This window comes from Anoxybacillus sp. B2M1 (assembly GCF_001634265.1).
Lineage (GTDB): Bacteria > Bacillota > Bacilli > Bacillales > Anoxybacillaceae > Anoxybacteroides > Anoxybacteroides rupiense.
This window is the reverse complement of sequence record NZ_CP015435.1, coordinates 662,816-686,925: the sequence shown is the minus strand read 5'-3', so window position 1 is coordinate 686,925 and position 24,110 is coordinate 662,816. Positions and strand designations below refer to the sequence as shown.

Below are 24,110 nucleotides of genomic sequence, written 5' to 3'. Positions count from 1 at the left end.
CACCGAGAAGTCGCTTACCGCTAAGCGAAGTGGAGGAGGGGAGGTTCGTTTACTCACAGAAAAAGTCCCTGCTATTTGGGCAGGGACTACTTTTACTATTTCTGCAACATATTTTGTGCCAATCGATGCAACATCAAAAAAACTTGTGCTCGTGTCACGGGTTCCTCTCGTCGATCCTGTGTCACCACTCCGTGTTGCTTCAAAAATTCAAACGCTGCATCGACCGCTTTGTCATACGCTGTTTTTTCAGGTGCTGGCATCTTTGGCTCCTCCTGTTTTTGCTGTGTTGCTTTCCTTTTCAAGCCAAATGCTTTCGCAATCCCTTCGACATGGCCATGTGCCACTTGTAAAAGGAATGGCTCTGATTTCAATTTGGCCGCATCGTTCGCATTATCAATGAACAGGTTTTCTGTGAGCAATGCCGGCATTTTCGTTTCGCGCAGTACCGCGTAGTTCGCTCGCTTTTTACCGCGATCCTGCACGCCGGCGATCGCTTTCATGATCTCGCTGTGGATCGTGTTCTGATACGCAATGGTCGACGGGCTCACATTGCCATTGTAAATGTAGGACTCAAATCCTGTTCCACTGCCGGCATTGATGTGAACGGATAAGAAAAAATCGGCATCCGCCCTGTTCGCGATGGCCGCACGCTCCGACAACTCCACGAAACGGTCATCCGTCCGCGTGTAGATGATGCTGACCCCTTCGTATTCAGCGAGTAAATTCCCGATCTTTTTGACAATATTTAACGTCAGATTTTTTTCCTGTAGACCGTTCCCTACAGCTCCGCTATCCGTTCCACCATGCCCTGCATCAAGTACGATTTTCACCATTATTGATCATCCCCTTTCTCGAGAGTATATGGATCGACACCATTGATGTAACACCGTACCTTATATACTCGATTCTTTGCATGAATACACCTGCATCAAAAATTTCCGTTTCAAAAGTAACATATGCAACACCCAGGACAAGGGCAACGGCGGATATGCATCTATTCGATAATTTGGGTGCTTGCGGAATACAGATCCCCCATATCACCTAAAATATAATTCCTGTCGATAGAATTGGTCGTGATGCTCATCATTTTATAGTATTATACATTTAGGTTAAATTAGAAATCATTTTCAGTGTGTATGAGGAGGAGCCATATGAAAACGGAAAAAGAGAAAATGTTAAGCGGTGAATTATATATGGCGGCTGATCCCGAACTAGCAGCGGAGCGGGAGCGCGCTCGTCGATTGACCAGATTGTTTAATCAAACATTGGAAACCGAGCATCAAAAACGGACTTCCTTATTGAAAGAACTTTTTGGTTCAACAGGAAAAAATCTCTTCATTGAACCTCCTTTTCGTTGTGATTATGGGTATAACATTCATGTCGGTGAAAATTTTTTCGCCAATTTTGATTGTGTTTTCTTGGATGTATGTGAGATAAAAATTGGCGATAACTGCCTAATCGCCCCAGGTGTCCATATTTATACTGCTACTCATCCGTTAGACCCTTTGGAAAGAAACTCCGGTGCCGAATACGGAAAGCCCGTCAGCATTGGCCATAATGTGTGGATCGGCGGCAGAGCAGTCATTAATCCTGGCGTAACAATAGGAAACAATGTTGTCATCGCTTCTGGAGCCGTCGTCACAAAGGATATCCCGAACAATGTTGTAGTAGGAGGAAATCCGGCTCGAATCATCAAAACAATCAGTCATTTAAAAGCATAAAACAGTCTAATTGATATTTATTGAATGAGACGGCTCTATAGGGGATTGAGCGTGATATCGATCCCCTATTGACGTGCGTCCGTGACAAATGACTGTCGATCAATGCGTTTTTTCGCTTAAAAGGCAAGCTTGATCTTTGGTATCATGCTAGTTTTGAGTATCTGCTTCATGATGGTTCACCCTTCAAAGTTGTATTTTTTGCCATCACTCACCGCAGCTCTGCCATATACGCCCGCAATTGTGAAACGGTATCCCCAATAGAATGGTGAATGACAAGATCGAAAAGATGGTCCATTCTCGTTGCTGTTTTATTAATTATAGCCTTGTATGTACGAGGAGATTCGGAAGTGACATAAAACGGAATGTGATTGACAGGCGTTACTTCAAGACTTGTGCCCATCGCCAGCAAGACGTCGCTTTCTGCTGCTGCGGCAAATGCTTCATCGATTCTTGGTACGATTCCGCCAAATAGAACCACATCAGGCTTTAGAATTTCACCACATCCCTTTTGTTGGCAACCAGGAACGTCTTGTGAATTTATAAACGATAAATCGTACTTTTGGCTACAGATAGGACATGTGGCCGTTTGCAAGGTTCCGTGCAATTCGATCACATTCGTGCTTCCTACTTTTGTGTGGAGCCCATCGATGTTCTGCGTTAAAATCGTCACTTTTTTCCCAGCAGCTTCTAACGCTTGAAGAAAGATATGCCCTTTATTAGGCAAGAACGTGCCCATCATTTTTAATGAAAACATTCGTTTAAAGCGATGCCAAAAATCAACAGGGTGGGAAGTGAAATAGTGCTCCGACAAGTAATATTCGACATTGTCTTCTTGCGCATAAATTCCATTTTGGCCGCGAAAATCTGGAATGCCTGACTCCGTGCTCATTCCTGCTCCTGTCAAAACCGCGATCGTTTTCGCGCGTGCTAGTTGTTCAGCTAATTCTTTATATTCCTCCATTGATTTCTCCCCTTTCAACAAAATAGCCCCTCAAAAATCGAGGAGCTTGGATATCTTCATTCTACGCTTTTTCTCGCACGCCCGCAACTCATCATGAGCGGTCAACAAACTTAACGCAAAACCATAATGGCGTTTTCCACCGTTTATGTTAGAATATAAATTGCTGCGTTTTCTTTCAGCTACACGATATGTTGTAAAAGGAGAAGGAGAGAAATGAATGTACGAACAATGGCCATTAACGGTATTTTAGCTGCCGTGTATATTATCGTTACAATGCTGATTCAGCCATTTGGCTTTACAAATGTGCAATTTCGCGTATCAGAAATCTTAAATCACTTCATTGTGTTTCATAAGAAATATTTCTTTGGAATTATATTAGGTGTCTTTTTGGCGAATTTCTTTTTTTCCCCTTTAGGCATGTATGATCTTGTTTTTGGAGTTGGACAATCGGTCATCGCTTTATTAACAACCATTGTGATCACGCGTTACGTCGAAAATCTATGGGCTCGTATGGCTGTTAATACTCTCATTTTTACGTTGACTATGTTTATCATTGCTTGGGAGCTGAAGCTGGCATTAGACTTACCGTTTCTTTTGACGTGGCTGACAACGGCCGCTGGCGAGCTGGTTACGATGGCGATTGGCGCTCCGATTATGTACGGCATTCATCGCCGAGTTCGATTGGATCGATTAATGGAAAAATGAGGCGGCAATCTTGCCGCTATTTTTTATTTTTTTTTATTTATTATTGATTATTTAGAACATAGTTCTATTTAAATTTAGTTGATGTAAAATGATTAGAAAATGAGCGGTCGAAAATACATACTTTTCAAAATTAAACAACTTTACTTCTTTATCATATTATCACTTTACCAAACTAAAAAGATCAGCTATGATGAAAAAAGAAATGAAATCCTTAATTGATTCATCTAGACGTTGCACAGAAGGAGGCAATACAAATGGCAGCAAAAAAATGGGGCTTATGGGTGTTGACCGCCTTTGTTATCGGAAACATGATCGGCGGCGGTATTTTTATGATCCCAGCGAATCTTGCGCAAGTATCTAGCCCTGTCGGATCCGTATTGGCATGGATCACAACAGGGCTTGGAGTTTGGATGATCGCGCTCGTATTTGGCAATTTAATCACAAGAAAACCGGAGCTAAAAGCTGGACCACAGAGCTATGCGCAGGCCTTGTTTTCTTCCCCGCAAATGGGGAAAGTAGCCGGCTACAGCATGGCTTGGGGATATTGGGCAGCAAACTGGGCAGCAACGGCATCCGTCATTATTTCGTTTGCTGGTTATTTGAGCACTTTTTTTCCAATCATGCAAAGCAAGCAAACTTTATTAACCATCGGTTCTTTTTCTTTGGAAACAGGAAAAGGACTTACATTTATGATTTGCACTGGTGTATTGTGGGGAATTCATTGGATTCTCGTGAGAGATTTTCAAAAGGCTGGAAAAATAAACATCTTCACAACCGGAGCGAAAGTGATTGGTTTCTTCCTTTATATTATCGGTACGCTATGGGTGTTTCATGCAGCAAATGTAGACAGCCTTTCTTTTATAAATGAAAAAGGACAGACGGTTTCTGTGCCATCCCAACTTAATGGGGCGGCTATTACCATGCTTTGGGCTTTTATCGGCATTGAATCAGCCGTTATGCTCTCAAACCGGGCCCAATCTCCAAAGGATGTTAAGAAAGCGACATTCCTTGGCCTGGTCATTTCCGTCTTGATTTATATGGGAATTACATTACTAACAATGGGAGCTCTTTCCCAAGAGGAACTAAGAGAATCGCAAAAGCCGCTTGTTGATGCCCTTTATTCCGTTCTTGGAAACAGCGGTGCTTATATGATGGCGATTTTAGCGCTGATTTCTCTTTTCGGATCGACAGTCGGCTGGATTGTAGTAAGTTCAGAAGTTCCATATCAAGCAGCAAAAGAAGCGCTATTCCCTCGCTTTTTTGGGAAAATCAATCAAAACGGAAGCCCTGTGCGTTCGTTGCTCATAACTAATGTAATGACACAAATTTTTCTATTTTCCACTATCTCAGGAACGATGAACGAAGCGTACAATTTTGCGATTGTCGTAGCGACCTTAGCTTATCTCGTTCCATATCTTGTCTCTGCTTTATATCAGTTGAAGCTCATTATCACAGGGGAAACATATCAAAATGAAACAACGCAGCGCGTACGTGACGGTTTGATTACATTGGCAGCTCTTTTCTATTCGCTTTGGGTCATTAAAACAGGAACGGCAGACTGGCACACCTTTTTCTTAGGAATCGGTTTATTTGTGGCAGGAATACTTCTATATCCGCTATTGATGAAACCAAAAAACAATCATCAAGAACGGGCAAAATTAAAAGGAGCATAAAAGAGAATCAATATGAATGACCCTCTCCGTGTTGTAGACGAAGTCAACATTGACTTTGTTCTACAACCATTTTAACGTCCTTCATGTTTCATGTAGTCGAATTTCCTCCTTTCCCTATCGATTCAAATCAAATTCAGCGCCATTTTATCCAATTCTTTACGGACGTCAAGATTCCCTTCCTCTATTGCTGGAAAGACCATTCTACTTTCTATCAGCAGAACATTCCCTTGTCATCAAACATTCTTTATTTTTGCAACAAACTAGCTAATGGACATAGATGATAGAGTTCATGGCGTTTTCAGAACTTTATCCAGACGGTAGATTATGTTGCTCCATACAAAACAAACATGGCGATTGCTTTTATCCCCTATCCTTCTTGATGAAAAATCATAAACCTCCTCCGCCTACATTTAAGAGGTGGGAGATTCTCGGTGGACGACGTAAAAAGGTGAAAGAAAGGGGCGCCTATCAGCCGGAAAATCGACTGATTAGACACCCCATCCATCGTGGTTCTTATGATTCTAATAAAAGCTGCTCTGGATCTTCAAGAAGTTCTTTCACTTTTACTAGGAAACCGACGGCTTCTTTTCCGTCGATAATGCGGTGATCATATGAGAGTGCAACATACATCATCGGACGGTTTTCCATGCGCTCTTCATCAATCGCTACAGGACGAAGTTGGATTTTGTGCATTCCTAAAATACCAACTTGCGGACCATTTAAAATTGGTGTCGACATTAACGAACCGAACACACCGCCATTTGTGATGGTAAACGTACCGCCTTGTAAGTCTTTAAGACTTAATTTGTTTTCACGCGCTTTTGTCGCTAAATGTAAAATTTCACGTTCAATCTCCGCAAAATTTTTCTTATCGGCATCACGCACCACAGGCACGACTAACCCTTCTTCGGTAGATACCGCTACCCCGATATCATAATACTTTTTCACAATGATATCATCGCCTTGAATTTCCGCATTGAGCAGCGGATATTTTTTCAATGCGGCCACAACCGCTTTCGTGAAAAATGACATAAAGCCAAGACGCACATCGTGTTCCTGATAAAAAGCATCTTTCCGACGCTTGCGCAAATTCATGACAGCCGTCATGTCAATTTCGTTAAAGGTTGTCAGCATAGCTGCTGTATGCTGAACTTCGACAAGCCGCTTTGCAATCGTTTGGCGACGGCGAGACATTCTCATTCGCTCGACTGGTTTCTCTGGATCCATTGCCGCACTAGGCTGCGACGGCTTGACAGCTTCAACGGCTGGCGCTGGCTGAATCGATGGAACTGGCTGGCTTGCGTAAGCTTCTACATCTTGCTTACGTATACGGCCAAGCGGATCAACTGGCGTTACTTGAGTCAAATCGATTCCTTTTTCACGAGCCAGTTTTCTTGCCGCCGGTGAAGCAATTGGACGCTGGACCGATTTTGCTTCTCCTTGCTCAACGGAAGCAGGGGCCGATTGGGCGGCTGCCGGCTGAACAGGCTCTGCCGCTTCTGGCTGCGGCGCCGGTTCCACTGCTTGTGGTGCAGCGGCCTCTGCTCCTTCTGATACAATCGCGATCGTATCTCCTACTCTTACTGTGTCCCCTTCGTTAAACAACAATTGCGTAATGACTCCCGATTCCTCAGACATTAATTCTACGTTCACTTTATCTGTTTCTAATTCGGCAAGCGGTTCTCCTTTTTGAACGAAATCGCCCGGTTTTTTTAACCACTGAAAAATCGTTCCTTCTGTTATTGATTCTGCTAATTCTGGTACTTTGATTTCTGCCACCGTGATTATCTCCTTTCGCCCTTCTCACTTTATATTTTTAATTTAAATATGATGAACGTATGAACGCACAAAAGCTTGATTGATAATTCTCGCTTGTTCCCTCTTATGAACGACCGGATCCCCTTCTGCTGTGCTTGAACGACGTCTCCGGCCAATATAAGAAACATGTACACCACTTGGAGCTAATGTAAGCAATCTTGGTTCAACAAAGTTCCAAGCGCCCATATTTTTTGGCTCTTCCTGTACCCATACTAGTTCTTTTAAATTCGGGAACTGCTGAATGTAAGAAGCAATTTCCTTCATTGGGAACGGATATAATTCTTCCACTCTTAAAATATGGAACCATTCCCGATCTGCAACTTCCGCCAATTTTTCTTCTAAATCGATTGCGATTTTACCTGAGCATAAAATTAATCGTTCCACTTTCGCTGGATTTTGTCCTAATCCCGGTTGTGGCAACACTGGCTGGAAGCTTCCTTCGCTCAAATCTGCCGCTCCGGATACGACCAATGGATGACGCAACAAACTTTTTGGCGACATAATTACAAGCGGACGCACTTCTTCTTTTTGTAAAACAAGTGCTTGTCGCCGCAAAATATGAAAGTATTGCGATGATTTCGTCATATTGGCAACTGTCCAGTTATTTTCTGCTGCCAATGTAAGGAAACGCTCTAACCGAGCACTTGAATGCTCAGGCCCTTGTCCTTCATACCCGTGCGGAAGAAGCATGACAAGCCCCGATTTTTGTCCCCATTTCGCTCTTCCAGACGAAATAAACTGATCGATAATGACTTGTGCTGAGTTGGAGAAGTCACCAAATTGAGCCTCCCATATCACTAACGTTTCTGGGGCAATAACGTTATAGCCGTATTCAAAGCCAAGCACGCTCGTCTCAGATAGCGGGCTGTTATGCACCGCAAAAGAGGCCTTGCTTTCAGACAATTGATGCAATGGCGAGAATCTCTCTCCTGTTTTTTCATCATGTAAAATTAAATGGCGTTGGGCAAACGTTCCTCTTTCTGAATCTTGGCCTGTTAGTCGAATCGGAATGCCCTCCTGAAGAATGGTTGCAAATGCAAGCGCCTCCGCATGAGCCCAATCGATTTTATTCTCTTGAAAAGCATGAATGCGACGTTGCAAAATCCGTTCAAGCTTATTAAATACACGAAAACCCTTTGGCCATTGTACAAGCTCGCGATTCACTTGTTCCAAAACCTCAGCTGGTACGCTTGTATGAATTTTTGGAATGCCTTTTTCCGCTACTTCCGGCGGATTCATTTCATAGTCCAGCTCTTCTTTCACATTGGCCACTTTTTGATAAGCGGATTGCAGTTTTGTTTCTACTTCTTTTCTAAAACGATTTACTTCTTCTGCCGAACAGATAATTCCAAGCTGTTCCAGACGATCTGCATAAAGCTTGCGAGCCGTCGGGTGCTTGCGAATGATTTGATACATTAATGGATTGGTCGCAGCTGGCTCATCCATCTCGTTATGACCGTGACGGCGATAGCCGATTAAATCAATCAAGAAATCTTTTTTGAATTTTTGCCGATAAATGACGGCTAAATGCGCAGCGGCCAGCACGGCTTCCGGATCATCCGCATTCACATGAACAATCGGAATTTCAAAGCCTTTTGCTAAATCGCTCGCGTATTTGGTAGAACGAGAATCTTCGCTTTCTGTCGTAAATCCAATCATATTATTAGCGATGATATGAATCGTTCCACCTGTCTTATAGCCTCTTAATCGGCTTAAATTTAACGTTTCTGCGACGACCCCCTGACCTGGGAATGCGGCATCGCCATGAATTAAAATAGCAAGCGCTTTATTTTCATCCTGTTCAGGAAAGCCAGGCTTATTTCGAGTCTCTTGTGCAGCTCTCGTATAACCAGCCACCACTGGATTGACAAACTCTAAATGGCTTGGGTTATTGGCTAAAGTGATAACGGCACGAACCGTATTTTCTTTTTTAATTTTTCGATCAAGCCCTAAATGGTATTTCACATCTCCTGTCCATCCATATGTAATTCCGATCGATCCTTCAGATGGGATCAATTCTTTATTTGGCGCATGCTGGAATTCAGCAAAAATCATCTCGTACGGCTTTCCTAGCACATGTGCCAAAACATTTAAACGACCGCGGTGGGCCATTCCAATATTAATCGATTGGATGCCTTTTTGTACAGACTCAGAAATGATTTCATCGAGCAATGGAACAAGCGTATCAACCCCTTCAATGGAGAAACGCTTTTGTCCTACAAATGTCCGATGCAAAAATTGCTCAAAAATTTCCACTTCTGTTAAACGCTTAAGAACTTCGACTCTTTTTTCGTTGGAAACGACCGGACGATACTCCCCTGATTCTACCATCCGCAAAAGCCAGTTTTTCTCTTCTTCATCCTGAACATGACCAAATTCAAACGTAAGTTTAGATGTGTAAACTTCTTTTAAATATTCAATGGCTTCAAACGCATTTTTTATATGATTAGGCAAATATGGACTTATAATGGAAGCTGGGATTGATAAAAGATCCTCTTTCGTCAACCCAAACTTTTGCAGATCTATTTGTGCCTTTGAACGTTGCTCCTCCGTTTCTAACGGATTGATTTTTCCATCCAAATGGCCGAAAACACGAATATGCTCCGCCAGCTTAACAGCTTGGACGCATTTTTCCAATGCACTTGGCGAAACATAAGAGTCAACCGTTATGCTTTTTTGGTTGTCATAACGACCTACGTCCGCCAACTCAGGCGGTCCCCAGCGGTCGAACAGGCTCCTTAGCTCTTCGTCAACCAAGTTAGGATCCTGCACATACTGCTCATACATCTCCATGACGTATCCGAGATTTGGACCGTGAAATTTTTCCCATGGACTTCTGCTACTGTCACTAAGCGTGTTCATTTTTAGATAACCCTCCAGCACTGATTACGAATTCTTCCATCAACAAGCGAGACACAAAACCATTTCTTGAATTCAAATATCTACACACTTGAAATGGAAGATAAACCGATTTCATTTCCATTTTACTACGATTTAGACGAAAATCCAAATAACTTGATTTTTATTACTTTTCTAACTTTTCGTCCGTACTCATTATATAAAAAAAACATAAAAAGAGCCATGCTTATTTCTTCTTTAGAAACAAAATTTACAAACAAAATGTAATGTAAAGAAGAAAATCGCAATGGCTCCAATTGAGATAGCTGGGCTAGCTGGATTCGAACCAGCGCATCACGGAGTCAAAGTCCGTTGCCTTACCGCTTGGCTATAGCCCATTGATATAAAGGAGAACAAATTTTTATGATTATGCTATGTAATGATATGCTGGAGTGCCACTGGCATATCCAACGTGCTCAATTGTAGTATAACCAAGTTAGAATAACCGTATACAATAAAACGGGGAAGTAACAAATTGACTCCTATCGTTTTTGCTAAACTACCTATGAGTGCGCCACTATACAGATTCAGATTGACAAGTCCCTATCAATGAAAAAGCAGCAACATTTCGAGTCATCAGAAGAAATAGGGAACAAATGCTAGAAATCCATTGTCATTTATAGCTGCACTTTGTCTCCAAAATGAGCAGATCATGACCGATTTGGACGTCATATGGATAATGAAAAAGCCAATCACTCAACTTTCCTCTTCCTTCCGTTTATGAATGTTTGCCACTCCTATTCGTTCATGATATATACAGTAAAGACGTCCGCTTGCTAAGCAGATCAATAGACATATTCTTATAGCCGCTTAATAATAGTAAATACCAGCTTTTAAAGGGAGGAAACTATTCGATGCGTTTAAAATTAAGTGTGTTAGATCAATCACCCATTTCACAAGGAATGACAGCAGAAGAGGCTCTTTCCAATACAGCAAAGCTTGCTGAGTTTGTTGAAAAACTGGGTTATGTTCGTTTTTGGGTTTCAGAACATCACGATACACAAAGTTTGGCCGGCTCCTCTCCAGAAGTTTTAATTGCTCACATCGCAGCAAAAACCAATCGCATTCGCGTCGGCTCCGGCGGCGTGATGCTGCCGCATTACAGCGCCTATAAGGTAGCGGAAAATTTTAAGGTATTAGCAGGTCTTTATCCAGACCGCATCGATTTAGGTCTGGGAAGAGCCCCAGGAGGCATGCCTCTGGCTACCATGGCTTTGCATGATGGAAGACCAAGAAATGTCGATCGCTACCCTGAGCAAATTGATGACTTACTCGGCTACTTGCATGATGATCTTGATAGCGCTCACCCCTTTTATGGGTTAAAGGCTACTCCTCATATTCAAGAATCTCCAAGCGTCTGGCTGCTAGGATCCAGTTCTGCAAGTGCCATCTTAGCCGCCCAAAAAGGATTACCGTTTGTCTTTGCACGGTTCATTAATGGAGAAGGAGGAGAGTACTATACCCAGCTTTATCATGAGCGGTTTATTCCCTCCCGCCATTTATCACAGCCATTAAGCATGGTCGCTACTTTTGTGATTTGTGGCGAAACAGAACAAGAAGCGGAACGGATCGCGTCTAGCTTAGACCTTTCTCTTTTAATGATTGAACAAGGCATGAAATCAACAGGCACTCCAAGCCCAGAAACGGCTGCCGCCTATTCTTATAGCCCGTTCGAAATCAAACGCATAAAAGAAAACCGTAAGCGAATGATTGTTGGAACGCCAAGTCAAGTGAAGCAGCAATTAATCGATTTAAGCAAAGCATATAAGACTGATGAAATTATGCTTGTTACCATTACTTATGATTTTCAAGACAAGCTTCGATCGTTTGAGCTTATCGCCAAAGAAATGATGTCATAGCTTATGCCCGCTATTTTCTAGATGATTCATTCCCCTTGCCTTTGTTCCTGTTAACGGCGAGAGGTTTCTATTCATCATGACGGTTTGTTTGGGCGCAATCATTCACTATTGGCATTCTCTCATACTTCTCATCATACTATATAAAATATAACGTTAACGTTATATTTTAATATCTATCCATCTTAATTTATTTATAATATTTATGTATAAATTTGACGTTAACGTTAAATTTATATATAATGGCTAATTGACAGGAGGTCTATGTTCAAATGGAGGAATTATTAAAAATTGACGAAGTGGCCAAATTAAGCGGGCTTAGCAAACGAACGATTCGCTATTACGAAGAAATCGGGCTGCTGCCCCCTCCTCCCCGCAGCCAAGGAGGTACGAGACTTTATACACAGGATCATGTCGAGTTTCTGAAAAAGATCACGATAGCGAAAGAAGTGCTTGGATTTTCATTGCAGGAGCTGCACCACTTCCTTTCTCTCAGAGACACATTAGAAAATCAGCGAGCGGATTACAAAAAAGTAACCGATCCGCGAGAGCGAAAAGAAAAATTAATAGAAATTATCCATCTTCTTGACGACCAGCTCCAAATGATCGAGGAGAAAATTCATAAAATCATGTCTGTTCAAACGGAATTAGTTACGCTTCGCGAACGGGCGCGAGCAGCGATCGTAAAGATTGATGAAGAATTATCAAAATAATCATTTCATAAAGGGGATCCAGTATGAAATCCGCATCTACGCCAATCGAAACAGAGCTTCAATCCCGAAGCGGCAGATTGCTCGACCAGCCAAAGGCCGTATGGGCTGTCGCCTTTGCCTGTGTCATCTCATTTATGGGATTAGGTCTTGTCGACCCGATTCTACCAGCCATTGCCAGTAAGTTGCATGCTTCTCCCAGCCAGGTTTCATTATTGTTTTCCAGCTATACATTGATTACCGGACTGGCTATGCTGATTACTGGGTTCGTTTCAAGCCGCTTAGGAACAAAATGGACATTGCTATCAGGAACTCTCTTGATTGTCATTTTTGCTGTTTGCGGCGGGCTGTCAAGTACGATTGAACAGCTTGTCGGATTCCGAGCAGGATGGGGACTTGGAAATGCCCTATTTATCGCAACGGCTTTATCAGCGATTGTTGGCTTATCTAGCGGCGGACCAGCTAAAGCCATTATTTTATATGAAGCAGCCCTTGACCTCGGCATTTCGGTCGGACCGCTATTAGGCGGCGAATTAGGTTCGATCTCATGGAGAGGTCCTTTTTTAGGCGTTGGTGTTTTAATGGCATTGGCATTTCTGTCCATTCTCATCTTATTGCCAAAGCTGCCGAAGCCTAAAACACGCACCTCTCTAGCCGATCCCTTTAAAGCGCTGCGATATCGTTCGTTATTCACATTAGGAATTGCCGCACTCTGCTATAATTTTGGTTTTTTCACTTTAATGGCTTATACACCATTTGTTATGAATTTAAATGAGCATGGTCTCGGCTTCGTCTTCTTTGGCTGGGGACTGCTGCTCGCCATTACTTCTGTCTTCGTTGCCCCAAAGCTCCAAAACCGCTTTGGCACTGTGAGCTCTATGAGTGCGATGCTACTATGTTTCGCGCTGACGCTTTTGGTTATGGGGATTTGGACATCCTCGCAAATGACCGTGATCAGCGCTGTGGTTATCGCAGGTGCGTTTTTAGGTGTCAATAACACGCTGATGACAACGGCCGTTATGCTGGCGGCTCCAGTGGAACGATCGACTGCTTCTGCTGCCTACAGCTTTATTCGCTTTGTCTTTGGCGCAATCGGTCCATGGCTTGCTAGCAAGCTAGCGGAATGGTATAATCCGCACGTTCCTTTTTATGTTGGAGCATTGGCGGTCGCTTGTGGGGTCGCCGCTATTTTGTCAGGGCGCAGACATCTTCATCATATCGATACAGCATCAGCTGCCCATTAAATCTAACTCCGCTTCCCATCGTGAAGCGGGGTTTTACATTTTCATAACGAAGTGAAAAAGGAACATCGCTCATGCAAAGAGAATAAAAATAACCAAGGAGGCGAGCCTATGAACGTTGCTCAAGAATATTTGCGAGTAGTTAAGGACCGATTTATGGATATGAAAAAAACAGCTGAGAAAGCGATGGAACAGCTGTCTGACGATCAGCTTTTCCACACCTTTAATGAAGAAACCAATAGTGTAGCTGTCATTGTCAAGCATATGAGCGGAAACATGATTTCCCGCTGGACGAATTTTTTTCATTCTGACGGTGAAAAACCTAATAGAAACCGGGACGACGAATTTATAAATGAGTTCACAACAAGAGAGGAGGTTTTAATATGTTGGGAAAAAGGATGGCATCCTTTTTTGACTACAGTGAACTACTCACCACTTAGCTAAAGCTTGAAGTGGGAGCTTCTCAGTTCCACGACGAAAGCCGCCTTTCGTCTCCCTGAGCGTGACTTCGGGTCGTTCCAACCCTAGATGTCCGACAATTCGGAGTTCTTTTGTACCTTGGATATTTTACGCATGGAAGGATCAGCTTGGTTTTCGCATTTTATTTTCTCCATGCAACCTCCTATATCCAGTTATGAAAGAACGACATAGGTTTATTTTACCACAGGGTCAGACAATTGAACAGGCAAAAGCCTGTCCTTGTCCGAAGTCGATTCATCTCCCACTTTCATCAAGCTTCGCAAGATTTAGAAGTGGGAGACTTCTCGACTGAAGAATGTTAAACACCATTAGCGAAAGCGATCTGCTGCGCACGGTTACGATTCGCCATGAACCGCATTCAGTGATAGAAGCCATTGAACGGCAAATGTATCATTATTCGTACCATATCGGCCAGATTGTTTATATCGCTAAGCAATTAACATCTACAGAATGGAAAACATTAACGATTCCAAGAAAAAAAGGCTAGCACCAAAATGTCTCAATAAACAAAAAAATCATTGGAATGTGAACAGACGATGATCCCTTTTCCTGACGATCGGTCGACTCTATCTATTAAGTAAGCCATTCCATTTTATGTATGAAAACGGCGGGAAATTTAGTAAAATACAGGATAGAAAAGGAGGAAAATACGCTGAGGGAAAAATTATTTTTGCTGCTTGCTAATTTGTTTTGGGCGGGCAATTACGTCGTCGGAAAACAGGTGATTAAAGAAACGGGACCTTTATGGCTGACATTTATTCGCTGGTGCATTGCCTTGATCTTCCTTCTTCCGCTTACTTATCTGTTGGAACGTCCGCGTTACACCGAGGTGTTGAAACGCTGGTGGCTGCCGCTGCTTGTCAACGGCATTCTCGGAATTATTGGTTATAACTTGCTCTTATATGGGGCGCTTAAATACACGTCGCCAATGAATGCGGCCATTGTCAATGCCCTTAATCCAGCCATTATCGTGATGTTCTCCTATTTTTTATTGAAGGAACGAATCACCCTAATGAACATATTTGGTTTTGCTGTTTCACTGATCGGTGTCCTCTTTATTTTAACGAAAGGACATTTGCTGTTCATTTTTCAAGCAAACTACAACCTTGGTGATTTAATGATGCTGTTAGCTGGCGTAGTTTGGGCGCTTTATTCGATTATGGGAAGAAAATTAGCTGTACCGCCGATTACAGCCACAGCTTTCTCAGTGTTTTTTAGCATTGTTGCGCTTCTTCCTTTTATGTTCTTTCATCCTTTTTCATTACACGAACTAAGCAAGGGCAACAGCATCGGGATTCTTTATATTAGTCTATTTCCATCCGTCTTGTCATTTTTGTTTTGGAATGTATCGGTGAAAAAAGTAGGACCAAGCTATGCTGGCATCTACTTAAATTTTATTGCCGTTTTTACCGCATTAATCACTTTTTTATTAGGCGATTCACTTTCCATGCCACAGCTTGTCGGCGGTGCGCTTGTGCTAACAGGCGTATATTTAGCAACCGCTATTCCTAAGACAAAAGCTTCTCGTTCAACAGACGCAACCGTCTCATCTGGACATTAACAAGAGAAAAGTTCTCACGCCGACCGGCATCAAGCTCTGTTTCGCAATCACCATTGCAAAGCAGACGAATTGGATGTTACGATATGGGTTTCCCATAACACTCCCCCTTTAAGATAAGGGGGGATTCAGACTTCTGACAAACGCTTTTATGCGGGGATGCTGAATATGTATAATTGTAGACAAAGCCTGTCTTTTGGCTTTGTCTACAATCTAGAATCCTGCTTTTCTTATTGAAGTAAACGGATAAATTCGCGCATAAAAATTGGTAAGTCTGGCCAAGCATGAGCAGAAACAAGGTTTTGATCAACATGAATCGTACGGTCGGATACATAGGTTGCCCCTAATGCCTCCACCCCTGGCTTGCAGGCAATATAAGCTGTCAAACTGCGACCTTTGACCACATCTGACATCGTTTCAAAAATAAGCGAAGCGTGACAAATAGCAGCAATGGGCTTGTTTGCTTCAAAAAAATGGCGAACAATTCGCTGAAGATCCGCATCAAGCCGAATATATTCAGGAGCACGTCCGCCTGGAATCACTAATCCATCATAATCGTTTGGATCAATATCAGCAAAGGCAGCTTGCGCTTCGATCAAATATCCTTGCTTTTCCACATACGTATCCCAATCAGCAAAATCGTGGACAACGGTGTGCAATTTCTTTTTCTTAGGAGCAGCAATCGTTACTTGATATCCTTCTTCCAGCAACCGGTAGTACGGATAGTATATTTCTAGCGCCTCCACCGCATCACCTGCGACAATTAATACGTTTTTGCTCATGATCTTTCCTCCTTACCATTTTTTTCTTTACATCTCTATCATAATAGAAAAACAAAAAAAGAAAAAGAAAAATGTCCTAATAATAGCGTAAAAAAGCATCTTCTCATTCGAGAAGATGCCGCGCAAAATTATGATTCTACATCATATCCTTGTTCTTCAATCACTTCTTTTAACGCTTCAAGCTTCACTGTTGCTTCATCATATTCAACATCCACTGTTCCTTTCTCAAGGTGTACCTCCACGCGCTGCACTCCCTCAAGCTCGCGCAAAGCATTCGTCACAGCGGCTTTGCAATGTCCGCATGTCATTCCCTTTACTTGCAATGTAACGGTCATGATGAATTCCTCCCTTTTATTTTTATATGTTCACACGCTTCAAGCGAAGCGCGTTCGCCACAACTGAAACGGAGCTAAATGCCATGGCGGCGCCGGCAATCCATGGCTCCAATAGACCGGACGCCGCAATCGGAATGCCGATTGAATTGTAGAATAAAGCCCAAAATAAGTTTTGACGAATATTTTTCATTGTTTTGCGGCTCAGCTGGATCATTTTCGGAATATGGCGCAAATCTCCACCAACTAATGTGATATCCGCTGTTTCAATGGCAACATCGGTACCGGTGCCAATCGCTATGCCAATATCCGCTCTCGCCAGAGCCGGCGCATCATTGATGCCGTCACCGACCATCGCCACCTGTTTCCCTTGTTTTTGCAGTTTCGCGACAAGATCCGCCTTCTCTTCTGGAAGCACTTCTGCGTATACATGATCGATCTGCACTTGGTGAGCAATGAATTCTGCTGTCCGTTGATTATCTCCTGTCACCATGCATACTTCCAGACCGAGCTGCTTTAGTGCTTGAATCGCTTCATTTGAGCTTGCTTTTACCGTATCAGCGACGGCAATTACACCAGCCAACTGTCCCTCAATGGCAACCATCACTGTTGTTTTTCCATGCTTTTCAAATTCAACTAGCTTTTCTTCATACATGGAAAACGCAATTCCGTATTCCTTCATCAGTTTGCGCGTTCCGACGATTACCTCTTTCCCCTCGACCAACGCCTTCAGACCATGGCCGACAATAGCGGAAAAAGAAGCCACAGGCTTCAGCGGAATCTGCTGCTGCTTCGCATATTCGACAATAGCATGTGCTAATGGATGCTCAGAAACACCTTCAGCAGAAGCGGCATAGCTGAGCATTTCGTTTTGCAGCACAAGGATATCGGTTACCTCCGGTTTTCCCTTTGTCACAGTTCCTGTTTTGTCCAACAAAATGGTATGGATCTTATGAGCCATTTCTAATGATTTTCCCGCTCTAAAAAGAATGCCTTGCTCTGCTCCCTTACCTGTCCCGACCATGATGGACGTCGGAGTAGCAAGACCGAGAGCGCATGGACACGCAATGACAAGTACAGAAATCGCTACTTCAAGCGCTTTTGGTAAATCTCCCGGCATCACCCAAGCATACCAGATGACAAACGCTACTAAAGCAATGCCGACCACAATGGGAACAAAGATTCCCGAAATCACATCCGCAAGGCGCTGGATGGGTGCTTTGGAGCCTTGCGCTTCTTCAACAATTCGTATAATATTGGCAAGTGCCGTATCTTTTCCGACCTTTTCTGCCCGAATCGTTAGTGCCCCTTGTTGATTAATAGTAGCTCCGATGACAACATCTCCTTCTTTTTTATCAACAGGAATCGATTCTCCGGTAATCATTGACTCATCGACAGACGATGATCCAGAAACGACAAGTCCATCCACGGGAATTTTCTCTCCAGGCTTGACAAGGAGAAGATCACCAACCTGCACCTTCTCAATCGGCACTCTCTTTTCTTGACCATCTTGGAGCACAATTGCTTCCTTTGCCTGCAAGCTCAATAGTTTAGTAATCGCTTCTGTCGTTCTTCCTTTTGCCAACGCTTCAAAGTATTTGCCGACAAGTACAAGCGTAATTAATACCGCGCTTGTTTCAAAATAGAGACTTGGCACGTACCCAGGATGTATAAAGGCTTGTACCGCTTCATACAAGCTATAAAAGTAGGCCGCTGACGTGCCGAGAGCGACCAGTACATCCATATTCGCACTCTTGTTGCGCAGCGCCCGATACGCCCCCATATAGAAAGGAGCTCCGATATAAAATTGCACTGGAGTAGCTAAAAAAAGTTGAAACCATGGGTTCATCAATAATGACGGCATCGGCAAGCCTGTGCTGATCGGCAGATGCGCCATCATCGTATAAAGAAGCGGCAACGATAAGGCAATAGAGACAAAAAGCAGCGGTTGTTTTTGGTGCTGCTTTTGCTTAGACTTGTGCTTGCTATCTCGAATTTGCGCTTTATAGCCAAGCTTGTTTATCTTCTCTATGATATGTTCGATTGTCACCATTTCTTCATAATACTCGACAACAGCGCTATTCGTCGCCAAGTTGACCGCGACATCAGCTATGCCATCCATTCGCTGCAATCCTTTTTCAATTCTTGCTGCACAAGCGGCACATGTCATTCCTTCCATATCGAATGTCACTTTTTTGGAAGCAACACCGTATCCAAGCTTCTGAATTTGGCCAGAAATATCTGCAAGGTTTTGCTTGGAGGAATCATATTGAACTGCTGCCGTTTCCATGGCCAAATTCACCGTAGCTTGTACCCCATCCATCTTATTTAGCATTTTCTCAATTCGATTAGAGCAAGCGGCACATGTCATCCCTGTAATTTTCATTGTCACATGCTTTTGTTGACCCATGGCCCTTCCTCCCTTATTTCGCAAATTGCTTAAAAACATCCATGAGCTCTCGGATTGATTCTTCTCCGTTGCCATCGCGAATCGCTTTAGACACGCAATGGCTGACATGCCTTTCTAACAGGTTCAATCCCACTTTGTTTAGCGCAGCCGTAATAGCGGAAATTTGCACTAAAATATCCACGCAATAGCGGTGGTCTTCAATCATTTTTTGCACCCCGCGCACTTGTCCTTCGATGCGCTTGAGCCGCTTTAGCAAATCGTCTATTTCCTGCTCGGTGCGCATCGTCTTTTTATGATCGTGATGCTCCATTGTTATCCCTTCTTTCATATTCAGCAACTTCCTCAAGTACATTATACCCGTAACGGGTATAAAACGCAAACGAAGAATCCTATTTTTTTCTCCAAGATGAAAATATGATGACCTCCGCTTCCTCTGCTCGCTCTTTTTAACATCATCCACCGAACACCGAAAAGCCTCCCCCTCTTAACGGAGGGTAGGTGAGAGAGACTCATCCCATGTGTCTACTTGTTATTCATTAACGAAATAAATGATTATGGCTTGACCCAAAATGAAAGAAGATGCATCTCTGCTCCTCTCATACTTACTTTGATCAATGCCTTCGCCCTGCATGAAAGATGCTGAAAATGATGGTAGACAAAGCCAAAATGGACTTTGCCTACGATGTGAAAGGAGACGCATCTCCTCTTCTCTAGCTCGTTTCTATTTGTCAGGCTTATGAAACAGCTCAGAGCCCCGAAGAATAATGTTTTGACCAAACTTCTTCTGAAGATGCTTCACTGTATTCAACAACGCTTCGTCCCTCGCATCCTCTTCAAAATGGAACAAATCCAGCTGCTTAACCGCCTCTTTTTGATCAAATACATCCAACGCCGTAACTCCAAGGAGTCTTACAGCGCTTCCATTCCAATGCTTTTTGAACAGATATGCAGCATATTGAAAAATTTCATCTGCCTCTCGAAATGGGCGTTCCCATGTTTTGCTGCGTGTAATCGTCTGAAAATCACGGTAACGGACCATAATTTGAACAGTCGCAGAAACCACACCTTTTTGCTTCATCCGCTGACTAACCGATTGTGCTAAACGGCGCAGGACATCGAAAAGGACTCGTTCCTCCGTCACATCTTGCGAAAGAGTGGTAGAATTTCCAACTGATTTCCCTTTCGTCCGCGCCTCGGGATCCACCGGACGATCATCGATTCCATTCGCCCGCTCCTTAAGGCGAATGCCATTTACTCCGAAAGACTGCTGAAGGAGGTGCATTTCTGCTTTTGCAAGTTCGCCAATTGTAAAAATGCCCATTTGGCTCAGTCTTTGCGCCGTTCGTTCACCGATTCCATGCATCGCTTGGACCGGAAGAGGCCAAAGCCTCACCGGGACCTCCCGCTTCCGCAGCACGGTAATTCCCAATGGCTTTTTCATTTCACTCGCCATTTTAGCTAAAAATTTATTAGGCGCAATCCCAATGCTGACAGGAATTTGCAGCGTCTGCAGCAATCCTTTTTGAATCCGTTCCGCTATTTCGAGCGGCGGCCCAGGCCAGTCACATGCTGTCATATCCAAATAACCTTCATCGATCGAAGCAGGTTCTAGAACGGAAGAAAAAGAGGCTAAAAAGCGAAATACTTCCTGGCTCATTTTGCGATAGAAACTAAAATCAGGGGGCAAGACAACCAGCTCCGGACACTTTTTTCTCGCTTCCCAAAGCGTCATTGTCGTATAAATGCCGTAACGCTGCTTAGCAACGTAATTAGCAGCCAGAACAATTCCTTTCCGTTCTTTCGGATCTCCAGCCACCACGACTGCTTTTTCTTTTAATTCGGGTTGGCGAGCGATTTCACAACTGGCAAAAAACGAGTTACAGTCAACGTGAAAAATGATCCTTCCTTTTTTCTGATTTTTCTGATTCATTGAACTCACGTCCTGTCATTTTTCCAGTAAAAAATGATTGAACATATGCACATCAGACGTGCCTTAAACCAGCAGCAGTAAATTCAAAAATCACAAACTTCACGATACCGGATGGATGTCGACCAATTAGTTCGCTAAATGTGCGGCTAAAAGGTAGCGGTCAGGAAAAAGTCGCCATCGCGAGTTTTTTGCTTTCCTGAAAATAGAGCCAGTGTGGTTCGGCTTGGCTCTATTTTCGCTCTTTTTCTACTATTATACATCTGTTTTTCGATCGTGTTCTATATAATGTTGAAGCATTGCAAGTTTGTTATCCCAAAATCGTTCGTAAAAAGCAAGCCAGTTCTTCAGTTCAAGAAGCGGAGTCGGTTCTAACCGATACCGCGTTTCCCGCCCGACTTTCCTCTCTTGAACAAGACCTGCTTCCGCCAAAATACGCAAATGTTTCGAAACAGCGGTACGGCTAATCGGAAAATGTTTGCTGATAAGGGTAACAGATAATTCCTCATCCGCCAGCAAGTTTAATAGCTTTCGCCGAGTAGGATCAGCGATGGCTTGGAACACATCATGCTTTTTTGATAAAGCTGACATTTTATACCTCTAAATAGTCCTTTAATGATGCAAGCAGCTTCCCCCAGCCCTGATCCATTCGGTCGCGTACGATGGTGTGGCGTTCTCCAAATTCTGTCTCCTTGTCCATATCCCATCCAGAATGGATCAATGTAAGGTCTGTCTGGTTGGCTATCTCCTTTAATTCAAACGTCAAAACCCAGTCCTTCCCCCAGCGAAATGAAAGTCGGTGCGGCGGATTTATTTCGGTTACTTCGCACGGTGACATTCCAAACGGACCAGCGTTGAGATGAAATCGATGGCCGACAATCGGTTGAAAATCATTCGGCATAAACCAAGCAGCAAGACCTTCGGAGGTAGCTACCGCTTTCCATGCTTGATCAATAGGGGCATTTAATCTCACTGTTCGGCGAATATCCGTTAACGAAGAACGATTTCCAATGTTCATTTTCATGTCCTCCAGCTTTATTTTTCGAAACCAAATAGTTTCATTTTGATTATACGAAACCATTTAGTTTCATGTCAATTTTTCTAAAAATCTAGCAAGCTTTGTGAACGAAGCCATGATTGAACGCAATGAATGAATGTTTTGGCAGCAGGAGAAAGGTGATAGAAAGATGACGCTGCGATGCCAATCGTCCGGTAATAATCTCCCTCTAAATGGATGGTACAAAGATCATCTGGCATTCGAAAAAGCGCCATTTCTGGCAAAATACTGATGCCAAGCCCATTCTGTACCATAGCTATAATCGCTTGATCCTCTACCACCTCATACTTCACTTTCGGAAACACGCGATTTTCCTTTAATATAGTTCTCACATCATGGTCGTATCCCCATTTTGGCATAATAAACTCCTCTTCTTCGAGCTGCTCGAGTGGAATCGATGTTTTTCCAGATAAATGGTGTTGCCGTGGAACCATGCACACCATTCGATCCTTCTTTAAAGGGATCGTTTCTAAAGATTTCGCAGCTGTTAAAGATAAAAAACCAAAATCTACCTCTCCACTGGAAATCCAATGGCGAATCTCGTCATAATCCCCTTCTAACAGTTTCATCTCGATCAAAGGATGGTGCGTATGAAACATGCGAATGACCCCGGGAAGCCAGCGCGCTGAAACACTAGTAAAAGTGCCGATTCGCACCATACCAACCTCTAATCCGTTAATAGCAGCGACTTGCTGTTTTAATTTTTCATTCCAGTTTAGTATTTCTCGCACTAATTTCAATACTTGCTCTCCATTGCTTGTTAAACGCACACCCGATCGGTCTCGCTGTAAAAGCAAAAATCCCCACTCCGCTTCCAAGCTCGCGATGGCATGGCTTATGGCCGATTGAGTTAAACGAAGAGCCTCCGCTGCTTTCGAAAGACTGCCAAACTCTACCACTGTATGGAATATTTCAAACTTAGTCAACGACATCCATTTTGCTCCTTTTTCATGAATTTTTTTCATAAAAAATATGATAAAGATTCAATTTTCTTATATTCATTGTACATGTATACTATTCACCAAACAATCCATTCAACAATTTAGGGAGAGGGTCAACCAATGAGTCAAACGAAAGCAAATGTCATGTTATTTTTGATTACGATATTTTGGGGTTCTTCTTACTTATTTATGAAAATGGGGCTGAATTCCATTCAACCATTTAGCTTGATTGCTTGGAGATTCGGCATTGCCTTTTGCTTATCGGCCCTTATTTTTTATCGACGGCTGCTTCAGCTTGACCGAAAAATTGTAAAAAGAGCAGCCCTTCTAGGAACCATCTTATTTTTCGTATTTGCGTTCGTTACAGTGGGCGTAAAATCCACCTCTACTTCACATGCGGGCTTTTTAGTAGGATTCACCGTTGTATTAGTTCCGCTGTTTTCTGCTATCTTTTTAAAGAAAAAGCCAGAAAAACGCGTCATCATCGGCGCAGGCGCTGCCATGTGCGGAATCGGACTGTTAACATTAAACCACGGCTTCGCGATAAGCCAAGGGGATATATTCTGCCTAATGACAGCTGTATCGTATGCGGCTCATATTATGATGACCGGGCAGCTGACCAAAAACGTTGACTCCATTGCCCTTGGCGTCCTGCAGCTTGGCTTTTGCGGAGGTCTTGGAGCCTTATGCTCGCTTTTGTTTGAATCGCCAAGTATTCCAACTCAAATAGAATCATGGATCGCCATTTTCTCCTTAAGTATATTTTGCAGCGCAATTGGATTTGTCGTACAAACAGTTGCTCAAAAATATACGACAGCCACTTATACTGGCTTGATTTTTTCACTTGAACCTGTTTTTGCTGCTTTATTCGGCTACATCTTTTTAGGAGAGGTTTTGCCGCTTAAAGGATACTTTGGAGCTGCACTCGTTCTGTTTGGTGTTATTTATGCTCAAGTTCAAAGTGGAAAGCAAAAGCGACAAAGCCTAGCGGCAAGAAAAGCGATGGAGATGTAAACAAAAAACGTTTGGGTTTTTGCTGC

Annotated in this window: 21 protein-coding genes, 1 tRNA gene and 1 pseudogene; 10 read left to right on the top strand and 13 right to left on the bottom strand. The window is 43.1% G+C overall.

What is annotated here, in order from left to right:
* Nucleotides 1-95: 95 nt before the first annotated feature.
* On the bottom strand, nucleotides 96-833 hold the full coding sequence (locus GFC28_RS03360; protein ID WP_066329445.1) for an N-acetylmuramoyl-L-alanine amidase: 738 nt from the start codon (nucleotides 831-833) through the stop codon (nucleotides 96-98).
* A gap of 318 nt (nucleotides 834-1,151) precedes the next feature.
* Here GFC28_RS03360 and maa point away from each other — a divergent pair, with 318 nt between their 5' ends.
* The gene (gene maa, locus GFC28_RS03355) at nucleotides 1,152-1,721 is read left to right on the top strand and encodes a maltose O-acetyltransferase (protein WP_044745804.1); all 570 of its coding nucleotides are present in this window, start codon (nucleotides 1,152-1,154) and stop codon (nucleotides 1,719-1,721) included.
* A 208-nt stretch (nucleotides 1,722-1,929) separates the two neighbouring features.
* On the opposite strand, the gene GFC28_RS03350 is transcribed toward maa, so the two are convergent.
* Nucleotides 1,930-2,682 carry an NAD-dependent protein deacylase gene (locus GFC28_RS03350; RefSeq protein WP_044745805.1) on the bottom strand — a complete coding sequence of 251 codons (753 nt, stop codon included), beginning with the start codon at nucleotides 2,680-2,682 and terminating at the stop codon, nucleotides 1,930-1,932.
* Between the two features lie 213 nt (nucleotides 2,683-2,895).
* Between GFC28_RS03350 and GFC28_RS03345 the strand changes: the two genes are divergently transcribed.
* Together GFC28_RS03345 and GFC28_RS03340 are read left to right on the top strand one after the other, a co-directional pair.
* Nucleotides 2,896-3,387, top strand: coding sequence for a QueT transporter family protein (locus tag GFC28_RS03345; RefSeq protein WP_044745806.1), 492 nt, complete (start codon nucleotides 2,896-2,898; stop codon nucleotides 3,385-3,387).
* 254 nt (nucleotides 3,388-3,641) lie between these two features.
* Nucleotides 3,642-5,060 (top strand): amino acid permease, encoded by a 1,419-nt coding sequence (locus tag GFC28_RS03340; protein ID WP_044745807.1) that lies wholly within the window; start codon nucleotides 3,642-3,644, stop codon nucleotides 5,058-5,060.
* Between the two features lie 513 nt (nucleotides 5,061-5,573).
* On the opposite strand, the gene odhB is transcribed toward GFC28_RS03340, so the two are convergent.
* From odhB to GFC28_RS03320, 3 genes are all read right to left on the bottom strand, one after another.
* Nucleotides 5,574-6,839, bottom strand: coding sequence for a 2-oxoglutarate dehydrogenase complex dihydrolipoyllysine-residue succinyltransferase (gene odhB, locus GFC28_RS03335; protein WP_044745808.1), 1,266 nt, complete (start codon nucleotides 6,837-6,839; stop codon nucleotides 5,574-5,576).
* 42 nt (nucleotides 6,840-6,881) lie between these two features.
* The gene (locus tag GFC28_RS03330; protein ID WP_044745809.1) at nucleotides 6,882-9,740 is read right to left on the bottom strand and encodes a 2-oxoglutarate dehydrogenase E1 component; all 2,859 of its coding nucleotides are present in this window, start codon (nucleotides 9,738-9,740) and stop codon (nucleotides 6,882-6,884) included.
* A 302-nt stretch (nucleotides 9,741-10,042) separates the two neighbouring features.
* Nucleotides 10,043-10,114, bottom strand: a tRNA-Gln gene (locus GFC28_RS03320).
* Nucleotides 10,115-10,630: 516 nt separating this feature from the next.
* Between GFC28_RS03320 and GFC28_RS03315 the strand changes: the two genes are divergently transcribed.
* The 6 genes and pseudogenes from GFC28_RS03315 (at nucleotide 10,631) to GFC28_RS03290 (ending at nucleotide 15,624) form a co-directional block, all read left to right on the top strand.
* Nucleotides 10,631-11,635, top strand: a complete 1,005-nt coding sequence (locus tag GFC28_RS03315; protein ID WP_044744722.1) for an LLM class flavin-dependent oxidoreductase — start codon at nucleotides 10,631-10,633, stop codon at nucleotides 11,633-11,635.
* Between the two features lie 269 nt (nucleotides 11,636-11,904).
* Nucleotides 11,905-12,345, top strand: a complete 441-nt coding sequence (locus tag GFC28_RS03310) for a MerR family transcriptional regulator (protein ID WP_044744723.1) — start codon at nucleotides 11,905-11,907, stop codon at nucleotides 12,343-12,345.
* A gap of 23 nt (nucleotides 12,346-12,368) precedes the next feature.
* The gene (locus GFC28_RS03305; RefSeq protein ID WP_044744724.1) at nucleotides 12,369-13,586 is read left to right on the top strand and encodes an MFS transporter; all 1,218 of its coding nucleotides are present in this window, start codon (nucleotides 12,369-12,371) and stop codon (nucleotides 13,584-13,586) included.
* Between the two features lie 108 nt (nucleotides 13,587-13,694).
* Nucleotides 13,695-14,027 (top strand): DUF1572 family protein, encoded by a 333-nt coding sequence (locus GFC28_RS03300; RefSeq protein ID WP_082063746.1) that lies wholly within the window; start codon nucleotides 13,695-13,697, stop codon nucleotides 14,025-14,027.
* 343 nt (nucleotides 14,028-14,370) lie between these two features.
* A pseudogene (locus GFC28_RS03295) lies at nucleotides 14,371-14,550 on the top strand (DUF1572 family protein); the annotation flags it as partial.
* A 165-nt stretch (nucleotides 14,551-14,715) separates the two neighbouring features.
* Entirely contained in the window at nucleotides 14,716-15,624 is a 909-nt protein-coding gene (locus tag GFC28_RS03290) for a DMT family transporter (protein ID WP_044741652.1), read from the top strand.
* Between the two features lie 227 nt (nucleotides 15,625-15,851).
* On the opposite strand, the gene GFC28_RS03285 is transcribed toward GFC28_RS03290, so the two are convergent.
* The 8 genes from GFC28_RS03285 to GFC28_RS03250 all read right to left on the bottom strand — a co-directional run bounded on the left by GFC28_RS03285 (nucleotide 15,852) and on the right by GFC28_RS03250 (nucleotide 23,061).
* The gene (locus GFC28_RS03285) at nucleotides 15,852-16,403 is read right to left on the bottom strand and encodes a DJ-1/PfpI family protein (RefSeq protein WP_044741600.1); all 552 of its coding nucleotides are present in this window, start codon (nucleotides 16,401-16,403) and stop codon (nucleotides 15,852-15,854) included.
* A 128-nt stretch (nucleotides 16,404-16,531) separates the two neighbouring features.
* On the bottom strand, nucleotides 16,532-16,738 hold the full coding sequence (gene copZ, locus GFC28_RS03280) for a copper chaperone CopZ (RefSeq protein WP_044741601.1): 207 nt from the start codon (nucleotides 16,736-16,738) through the stop codon (nucleotides 16,532-16,534).
* 22 nt (nucleotides 16,739-16,760) lie between these two features.
* On the bottom strand, nucleotides 16,761-19,145 hold the full coding sequence (locus tag GFC28_RS03275; RefSeq protein ID WP_044741602.1) for a heavy metal translocating P-type ATPase: 2,385 nt from the start codon (nucleotides 19,143-19,145) through the stop codon (nucleotides 16,761-16,763).
* Nucleotides 19,146-19,158: 13 nt separating this feature from the next.
* Nucleotides 19,159-19,473, bottom strand: coding sequence for a metal-sensing transcriptional repressor (locus tag GFC28_RS03270; protein WP_269465544.1), 315 nt, complete (start codon nucleotides 19,471-19,473; stop codon nucleotides 19,159-19,161).
* A gap of 393 nt (nucleotides 19,474-19,866) precedes the next feature.
* Entirely contained in the window at nucleotides 19,867-21,075 is a 1,209-nt protein-coding gene (locus GFC28_RS03265) for a DNA polymerase IV (RefSeq protein ID WP_044741603.1), read from the bottom strand.
* Nucleotides 21,076-21,327: 252 nt separating this feature from the next.
* Entirely contained in the window at nucleotides 21,328-21,663 is a 336-nt protein-coding gene (locus GFC28_RS03260) for an ArsR/SmtB family transcription factor (RefSeq protein ID WP_044741604.1), read from the bottom strand.
* A gap of 1 nt (nucleotide 21,664) precedes the next feature.
* Nucleotides 21,665-22,090, bottom strand: coding sequence for an SRPBCC family protein (locus GFC28_RS03255; protein ID WP_044741605.1), 426 nt, complete (start codon nucleotides 22,088-22,090; stop codon nucleotides 21,665-21,667).
* Nucleotides 22,091-22,173: 83 nt separating this feature from the next.
* On the bottom strand, nucleotides 22,174-23,061 hold the full coding sequence (locus GFC28_RS03250) for a LysR family transcriptional regulator (protein WP_044741606.1): 888 nt from the start codon (nucleotides 23,059-23,061) through the stop codon (nucleotides 22,174-22,176).
* Nucleotides 23,062-23,190: 129 nt separating this feature from the next.
* Between GFC28_RS03250 and GFC28_RS03245 the strand changes: the two genes are divergently transcribed.
* On the top strand, nucleotides 23,191-24,084 hold the full coding sequence (locus tag GFC28_RS03245; protein WP_044741607.1) for a DMT family transporter: 894 nt from the start codon (nucleotides 23,191-23,193) through the stop codon (nucleotides 24,082-24,084).
* Nucleotides 24,085-24,110: the final 26 nt, after the last annotated feature.

Excerpts from the sequence above, each read along its gene's own strand:
- GFC28_RS03270 (WP_269465544.1), bottom strand. The coding sequence starts at position 19,473 with ATGAAAGAAGGGATAACAATGGAGCATCACGATCATAAAAAGACGATG.
- GFC28_RS03255 (WP_044741605.1), bottom strand. The coding sequence starts at position 22,090 with ATGAACATTGGAAATCGTTCTTCGTTAACGGATATTCGCCGAACAGTG.
- GFC28_RS03285 (WP_044741600.1), bottom strand. The coding sequence starts at position 16,403 with ATGAGCAAAAACGTATTAATTGTCGCAGGTGATGCGGTGGAGGCGCTA.
- GFC28_RS03265 (WP_044741603.1), bottom strand. The coding sequence starts at position 21,075 with ATGAATCAGAAAAATCAGAAAAAAGGAAGGATCATTTTTCACGTTGAC.
- GFC28_RS03245 (WP_044741607.1), top strand. The coding sequence starts at position 23,191 with ATGAGTCAAACGAAAGCAAATGTCATGTTATTTTTGATTACGATATTT.
- GFC28_RS03300 (WP_082063746.1), top strand. The coding sequence starts at position 13,695 with ATGAACGTTGCTCAAGAATATTTGCGAGTAGTTAAGGACCGATTTATG.
- GFC28_RS03315 (WP_044744722.1), top strand. The coding sequence starts at position 10,631 with ATGCGTTTAAAATTAAGTGTGTTAGATCAATCACCCATTTCACAAGGA.
- GFC28_RS03340 (WP_044745807.1), top strand. The coding sequence starts at position 3,642 with ATGGCAGCAAAAAAATGGGGCTTATGGGTGTTGACCGCCTTTGTTATC.
- copZ (WP_044741601.1), bottom strand. The coding sequence starts at position 16,738 with ATGACCGTTACATTGCAAGTAAAGGGAATGACATGCGGACATTGCAAA.
- GFC28_RS03305 (WP_044744724.1), top strand. The coding sequence starts at position 12,369 with ATGAAATCCGCATCTACGCCAATCGAAACAGAGCTTCAATCCCGAAGC.
- GFC28_RS03350 (WP_044745805.1), bottom strand. The coding sequence starts at position 2,682 with ATGGAGGAATATAAAGAATTAGCTGAACAACTAGCACGCGCGAAAACG.
- GFC28_RS03345 (WP_044745806.1), top strand. The coding sequence starts at position 2,896 with ATGAATGTACGAACAATGGCCATTAACGGTATTTTAGCTGCCGTGTAT.
- GFC28_RS03310 (WP_044744723.1), top strand. The coding sequence starts at position 11,905 with ATGGAGGAATTATTAAAAATTGACGAAGTGGCCAAATTAAGCGGGCTT.
- maa (WP_044745804.1), top strand. The coding sequence starts at position 1,152 with ATGAAAACGGAAAAAGAGAAAATGTTAAGCGGTGAATTATATATGGCG.
- GFC28_RS03360 (WP_066329445.1), bottom strand. The coding sequence starts at position 833 with ATGGTGAAAATCGTACTTGATGCAGGGCATGGTGGAACGGATAGCGGA.
- GFC28_RS03250 (WP_044741606.1), bottom strand. The coding sequence starts at position 23,061 with ATGTCGTTGACTAAGTTTGAAATATTCCATACAGTGGTAGAGTTTGGC.
- GFC28_RS03275 (WP_044741602.1), bottom strand. The coding sequence starts at position 19,145 with ATGGGTCAACAAAAGCATGTGACAATGAAAATTACAGGGATGACATGT.
- GFC28_RS03330 (WP_044745809.1), bottom strand. The coding sequence starts at position 9,740 with ATGAACACGCTTAGTGACAGTAGCAGAAGTCCATGGGAAAAATTTCAC.
- GFC28_RS03260 (WP_044741604.1), bottom strand. The coding sequence starts at position 21,663 with ATGTCAGCTTTATCAAAAAAGCATGATGTGTTCCAAGCCATCGCTGAT.